The sequence below is a fragment of the Rahnella perminowiae genome, assembly GCF_019049755.1.
Lineage (GTDB): Bacteria > Pseudomonadota > Gammaproteobacteria > Enterobacterales > Enterobacteriaceae > Rahnella > Rahnella perminowiae.
Genome location: NZ_JAFMOS010000380.1, coordinates 1 through 6,721 on the forward strand (window position 1 = coordinate 1; position 6,721 = coordinate 6,721).

The 6,721-nt window shown below is 49.3% G+C and carries 6 protein-coding genes; 4 read left to right on the forward strand and 2 right to left on the reverse strand.

The features are described from left to right. The coding region (locus J1785_RS04800) for an acyltransferase family protein (protein ID WP_217218936.1) at positions 1-445 on the reverse strand (445 nt) is incomplete at its 3' end. 330 nt (positions 446-775) lie between these two features. Here J1785_RS04800 and J1785_RS04805 point away from each other — a divergent pair. The 3 genes from J1785_RS04805 to J1785_RS04815 all read left to right on the forward strand — a co-directional run bounded on the left by J1785_RS04805 (position 776) and on the right by J1785_RS04815 (position 5,331). Next, a complete protein-coding gene (locus J1785_RS04805) occupies positions 776-2,311 on the forward strand; it encodes a glucan biosynthesis protein G (RefSeq protein WP_129951858.1) in 1,536 nt (511 codons plus the stop codon). Beyond that, positions 2,304-4,886, forward strand: a complete 2,583-nt coding sequence (gene mdoH, locus J1785_RS04810; protein WP_129951857.1) for a glucans biosynthesis glucosyltransferase MdoH — start codon at positions 2,304-2,306, stop codon at positions 4,884-4,886. The genes J1785_RS04805 and mdoH overlap by 8 nt, the downstream gene beginning before the upstream one ends. Positions 4,887-5,085: 199 nt before the next feature. Then, positions 5,086-5,331, forward strand: coding sequence for a YceK/YidQ family lipoprotein (locus J1785_RS04815; protein ID WP_129951856.1), 246 nt, complete (start codon positions 5,086-5,088; stop codon positions 5,329-5,331). A 6-nt stretch (positions 5,332-5,337) separates the two neighbouring features. Here J1785_RS04815 and J1785_RS04820 read toward each other — a convergent pair whose 3' ends face one another. Beyond that, a complete protein-coding gene (locus tag J1785_RS04820) occupies positions 5,338-5,745 on the reverse strand; it encodes a MysB family protein (protein ID WP_217218937.1) in 408 nt (135 codons plus the stop codon). Between the two features lie 113 nt (positions 5,746-5,858). Between J1785_RS04820 and J1785_RS04825 the strand changes: the two genes are divergently transcribed. After that, positions 5,859-6,721 (forward strand): recombinase family protein (locus J1785_RS04825; RefSeq protein ID WP_217218938.1); only part of this gene is annotated, 863 nt, incomplete at its 3' end.

The following is a 6,721-nucleotide window of genomic DNA, read 5'->3' on the forward strand; positions in this document are numbered from 1 at the left end:
GAATGACCAGGGTTAGCAGGAACCATAAATGCGAAACCAGTTCCCAGACGGTAATGTTAATTTTCTGATAAAAATCCAGATTATCCCAATCAGAAAATTTGCTGGTGAATTTCATCAGAAAATAGAGTTGGGGGATAGTGATCAGCGGGAAGGCTGCAGCCAGAGGAATGGCAACACGCTCCAGGCGCACCTTCAGCCATTGCTGCGGATCATAACGCTCATACAGCATATAAGAAAAATAGCCGGAGATAACAAAGAATACCTGCATACGAAAGGCGTGAATAACATCATTGAATATTGTCAGGCCGTGAGAAGGTATTGCACTGTTTACCGCCCAGATATGACTGGAGTAAATCAATGATATATGAAAAGGAATACCCAGCAGCATCAAATATGCGCGGATGGAGTCTAAGAAAAACTCACGTTGTGGTTTTGGCTGTGTCATTACGTATCCATTGTAAGTAGCTCATCCTAATTTTAGAGCGTAATTTGTCTTTAAGGCTAATTTCGCACGTAAGCAAAAATGACCATCGTTGACATTAGTTTAGTTTCTAACCTTAAAACATGCTTTGTTATAGGACAAGTTTCCATAGCCGGAGTTTCAACGAATTGATATCCTTGTACCCTGTTGCGCTTAAACGGTTCATCAATGGATGAACCATCGACTGCTCAAGTTGTCGGAAACCTGACACTTCCCTTAAAATAGTTACAGTGAATGAATGAAGCGCGCGTAGGAGACAAGGTGTCAGATAAAAATTTTTCCATAGGGTCACGTATGATCAAAGTCCGTTTGCTAAGTGCCGCAGTGTTGATGACCATGTTCACCTCATCTGCCTGGGCTTTTTCTATAGATGATGTTGCCAAACAAGCGAAGGCATTAGCCGATAAAGGTTACGAAGCGCCGAAAAGCAATCTTCCGTCTCAGTTCCGCGATCTCAAATTCGCAGATTATCAACAAATTCAATTCAATCATGACAAAGCGTACTGGAAAAATCTGAATACGCCTTTCAAGCTTGAATTTTATCATCAGGGTATGTACTTCGACACGCCGGTGAAAATCAATGAAGTGACCGCCGATTCAGTCAAAGAGATCAAATACAGCCCGGACTATTTCAACTTTGGCAACGTCAAGCATGACGCTGACTCAGTGAAAAACCTCGGCTTTGCCGGCTTCAAAGTGCTTTATCCCATCAACAAAGCCGACAAAGATGATGAGATTATGAGTGTGCTGGGCGCCAGCTACTTCCGCGTCATCGGTAAAGGTCAGGTTTATGGTTTGTCTGCCCGTGGTCTGGCGATCGATACTGCGCTGGCTTCCGGCGAGGAATTCCCACGTTTTCGTGAATTCTGGATCGAACGTCCTAATCCGGATGAAAAGCATTTAGTCATTTATGCCTTACTGGATTCTCCGCGTGCGACCGGCGCTTACCGTCTGGACGTTTATCCGGGTAAAGAAGCCACTGTTGACGTACAGTCTCAGGTTTATCTGCGCGATAAAGTTGGCAAACTGGGTTTGGCTCCGTTGACCAGCATGTTCCTGTTTGGCGCAAACCAGCCTTCGCCGGTGCTTAATTACCGTCCGGCGCTGCATGATTCCAACGGTTTGTCTATCCACGCGGGTAACGGTGAATGGATCTGGCGTCCGCTGAACAATCCGAAACACCTTGCTGTCAGCCAGTTCTCTATGGAGAACCCGAAAGGCTTCGGTCTGCTGCAACGTGGTCGCAGTTTCTCTAACTTCGAAGATCTGGATGACCGTTACGACCTGCGTCCAAGTGGCTGGGTTGAAACCAAAGGCGACTGGGGTAAAGGGAAAGTTGAGCTGGTGGAAATTCCGACTGCGGATGAAACCAACGACAACATTGTGGCTTTCTGGACCCCTGATCAGTTGCCTGATGCCGGCAAACCGCTGAGCCTGAACTATCGTTTACATTTCACCCGTGAAGAAGAGAAATTGCACTCTCCTGATCTGGCGTGGGTCGAACGCACTATGCGCTCTACCGGTGACGTGAAACAGTCGAATCTGATCCGTGAGCCGGATGGCAGCGTGGCTTTCCTGGTCGACTTCGTCGGTCCAAACCTGAAAGCACTGAAAAGCGACACGCCGGTGGTGTCTCAGGTCAGCGTGGGCGACAACGGTGATCTGGTTGAAAACTCCGTACGCTATAATCCTGTCACAAAGGGCTGGCGTCTGACGCTGCGCCTGAAAGTTAAGGATCCTAAGAAGGCGATCGAAATGCGCGCTTCTCTGGCCAATGGCGATAAAACTCTGAGTGAAACCTGGAGCTATCAGCTGCCTGCAAATGAATAAGTCAACGCACTCTACTCAAGATTATGTAGAAGCCTTGCCGCTTACTGATGAACAGAAAGCGGCGCTCTCTCAGCAGCTTCCTGCTGAGCAGGAGCTGGCTTTTGCTACTGTACATCACCGTTTAGGCGGTGATGTAACGACCACGGTTAATGCGGCCGATCCTGATGCGCCTCTGGTGTCAGTGAAAGCCCGTGTCGGCGCAAGCTGGCCTGATGCCCTGGAAAAGGGCACCTTAGACGAAACCGATAACGAAGGGCGCACGATTACCCGCGCCATGCCACCGGTTAAACGCTCCAGCATGTTCCCTGATGTCTGGCGCACCAACCCGGTCGGGCGTTTCTGGGACAACCTGATGGGGCGCAGCGCGGTTTCGCGTCACACTACGTCACATATGCCTGAGTCGGAAAAGCGCTGGCGCCACGCCGGTTCCGTGCGTCGTTATATCCTGCTGGTTCTGATGCTGGTACAGACGGCAATTGCTACCTGGTACATGAAAACCATTCTCCCGTACCAGGGCTGGGCACTCATCGATCCAAGCGATATGCTCAATCAGGACTGGCAACAATCTGTTCTGCAATTACTGCCTTACGTTTTACAGACCGGGATCCTGGTGCTGTTTGCCATCCTGTTTTGTTGGGTGTCGGCAGGATTCTGGACCGCGCTGATGGGCTTTTTGCAATTGCTTATCGGCCGGGACAAATACAGCATTACCGCGTCGACCAAAGGTAATGAGCCGCTGAATCCGAACAACCGTACAGCATTGATCATGCCGATTTGTAACGAAGACGTGGAGCGCGTTTTCGCGGGTCTGCGTGCAACGTATGAATCAGTCAAAGCGACGGGAGATTTGGATCAGTTCGATATCTACGTGCTGAGCGACAGTTACGACCCGGATATCTGCGTAGCGGAACAAAAAGCCTGGATGGAAGTGTGCCGCGACGTTGAGGGTCACGGACGTATTTTCTATCGCCGTCGTCGCCGTCGTGTAAAACGCAAAAGCGGTAACATTGATGACTGGTGCCGTCGCTGGGGCGGGGAATATGCCTATATGGTTATTCTTGATGCCGACAGCGTCATGAGTGGCGAATGTCTGACCGGCCTGGCCCGTCTGATGGATGCCAACCCGAACGCCGGTATTATCCAGTCTGCGCCAAAAGCCTCAGGCATGGATACGCTGTATGCGCGTTGTCAGCAATTTGCGACCCGTGTTTACGGCCCGCTGTTTACTGCTGGTTTGCATTTCTGGCAATTGGGCGAATCCCATTACTGGGGCCATAACGCCATTATCCGCGTGAAACCGTTTATCGAGCACTGTGCACTGGCACCGTTGCCGGGTGAAGGTTCCTTTGCGGGTTCCATCATGTCTCATGACTTTGTGGAAGCAGCATTGATGCGTCGTGCTGGCTGGGGTGTATGGATTGCTTATGATCTGCCCGGCAGTTATGAAGAGTTGCCACCGAACCTGCTCGATGAGCTGAAGCGCGACCGTCGCTGGTGTCACGGGAACCTGATGAACTTCCGTCTGTTCCTGGTAAAAGGTATGCACCCGGTTCACCGCGCGGTGTTCCTGACGGGGGTCATGTCTTACCTGTCGGCACCGTTATGGTTTACCTTCCTGGCTTTGTCGACCGCATTGCAGGTCGTGCACACGCTGATGGAACCGCAGTATTTCCTGCAACCCCGTCAGCTATTCCCGGTATGGCCGCAGTGGCGTCCGGAACTGGCGATTGCCTTGTTCTCGACCACCATGGTGTTGCTGTTCCTGCCAAAACTGCTGAGTATTGTGCTGATTTGGGCGAAAGGGGCAAAACAGTTTGGTGGAGCATTCCGTCTGCTGATTTCCATGTTCCTCGAAATGCTGTTCTCAGTATTGCTGGCACCGGTACGTATGTTGTTCCACACTGTCTTCGTGGTCAGCGCGTTCCTGGGTTGGGAAGTGGTCTGGAACTCACCGCAGCGCGATGACGACGATACTCCATGGGGCGAAGCCTTTAAACGTCACGGTTCTCAGCTGTTGCTGGGTGCGGTCTGGGCGGCCGGTATGGCGTGGCTGGACTTGCGTTTCCTGTGGTGGCTGGCACCCATCGTTTTCTCTCTTATCCTGTCGCCAATCGTCTCTGTACTGTCGAGCCGGGCAACGTTAGGGATTAAGAGTAAGAAAGCCAAACTGTTCCTGATCCCGGAAGAATACGATCCTCCGCGTGAACTGGTGGCTACCGAGGAATACCTGACGCTGAACCGTTCGCGTAAGCTGCAAAACGGCTTTATGCATGCAGTCTTCGATCCGGGCTTCAACGCGCTGGCAACGGCGATGGCAACATCCCGTCACCTGTTGCGTGAAACGGTAGAAAACGGCCGTCGTGCTCATCTTGAGCATGCGCTAAAAACCGGTCCTAAGGATCTGGGCAAGGCGGATCGCCTGATCCTGTTAAGTGATCCGGTGCTGATGGCGCGTTTACACTCTGCCGTGTGGACGCAACCTGATCAGCAGGTATGGAGTGCTTACTACGCGCAACTGCCTCGTAATGTGCAGGCATTCCCTGTCACTCAGACGCCTGAAGTTAAATCCGCCTGAAAATGACATGGGGTAAATAAAAAACGGGCAGTATGTGAACGCATACTGCCCGTTTTCTTTGTGACGAAAGGCGGATTACACTTTAGCGGGGAGCGCCGGAATTTTTTACCTTGCCTTAACATAAGGCACACAGGGTGCGTGATAAGCTGACGGTGTTGCTGAATAGACTTCTTTTGAATTGAATCGACAGGTTGGGTGAGTGATTAATCGGGTTATTTTTCGCGGGTGTGCGCTGGCATTGCTGGCGACGATGCTGACCGGATGCGGCAGTATTATCAGCCGGACTGTGCCGGGACAGGGGCATGGTAACCAGTATTATCCCGGGGTGCAGTGGGATTTACGGGACAGCCCGTGGCGTTATGTCACTGTTATCGATGTTCCTCTGTCGATGATTGTCGACACGTTCATGCTGCCGGTTGACGCCCGCCACGGGCCTTATGAATAAAGTGACTTAATCGATATCACGACCCGGATATTCGTCTTCATCGTCCCATTCTTCAGATGCCGCTTTACCTTCTTCAGTATCGAGCGGCGGTTCATGCTGATATTCACCTTCATCCCATTCATAAAGCGTGGCTTCTTCCTGCCATTCTTCTTCGAGTTCTATCAGATCATAATCCTCATCAAAGATGGCCTGCGCCGCTGCACCGCTGCGGAACGTCAGCGCATCGATGGAATCTCCTTCACCATTGAGGAACTCCGCCTGCCACATCACATCGCCATCCTGCATGATATATTTTTGCAGATTAAACTGATCCGGAATGGGTTCTTCGTCGTCATGGATCCGATCCTGCGCGGCTTCGAGGAATTCTTCGCGGGCGGCATCAATAGCTTCTTCCAGCGTTGCGTATAATGACATACTTTCTCCTGTGATCATTTTGTATGATTAGTGAAGGATAGACCAAGTTTGTCGAGGGTAAAAAAAATGGCGATAAAAAAATTAAGTCTTATTTATACACTCGTATCAGTAGCTTGCAGCAGCAAGCGGGTTATGGGATTGAGCGTCAGATTAACACTGTAATGGATTTTCTTTCTGAAGCGTCCCTGCCCGCAGGCTTGGGTTATGAACTTGATCCAAATGACTACGAATTGCTGGAAAGTGATTTAGGGAAGTCAGCCTATAAGGGACACAACTTCACCAAGGGGGAACTCGGACGTTTCAAAGAAAAGGTAGTTAAAGGTGAAATTACCGAAGGGATTTTACTAATCGAGAACGTTGATAGGTTTTCCAGATTACCTGACTACGAGGCTATCGAACATTTTAATGCTTTGATCAAACGTGGTATTGACGTTCTTGAAGTTGAAAGTGGACAAGTATTCAGTACAAAACTTGATGGAACACTTTCTAAGCTTGCTGTTTCAATTGAAAGGTCACATCAAGAGAGTAAACGTAAGGCTCGGTTGACAACACGTAATTGGGAAAAGATGAAAAGGAATGCTCTTGAAACAGGGAAGGCATTGAAAAATAATTGTCCTAACTGGTTATCTATCAGGAATGAACAATATGAAGTAGATGAAGCAATGGTAGCGATAATGAAAGTCGCCTTTGAACGTTTTGCTGAAGGTTATAGTGCTGCTTCTGTTGTGCGGTTCATGAATGATAGTAATCAGCTGATCAACGATCGAAAATGGAACACTATGAGCATCTATCATATGTTCCGTAATCGTCGTTTGATTGGATATATTGATAAAGTAAAATATTACCCCGCAGTTATTGAAATAGAACTGTTCAATCGCGTTCAAAGCATGATTGGCAGTTCTAATAAAAGTCAGAAAACCACCCAACATCAGAGAAGTATTTTTAACTGTATAACGAAATGTGCACTTTGTGGATC

What these genes read in the sequence shown, in the direction of transcription:
- J1785_RS04805 (WP_129951858.1), top strand. Translation starts at nt 776, where the DNA reads ATGATCAAAGTCCGTTTGCTAAGTGCCGCAGTGTTGATGACCATGTTC.
- mdoH (WP_129951857.1), top strand. Translation starts at nt 2,304, where the DNA reads ATGAATAAGTCAACGCACTCTACTCAAGATTATGTAGAAGCCTTGCCG.
- J1785_RS04820 (WP_217218937.1), bottom strand. Translation starts at nt 5,745, where the DNA reads ATGTCATTATACGCAACGCTGGAAGAAGCTATTGATGCCGCCCGCGAA.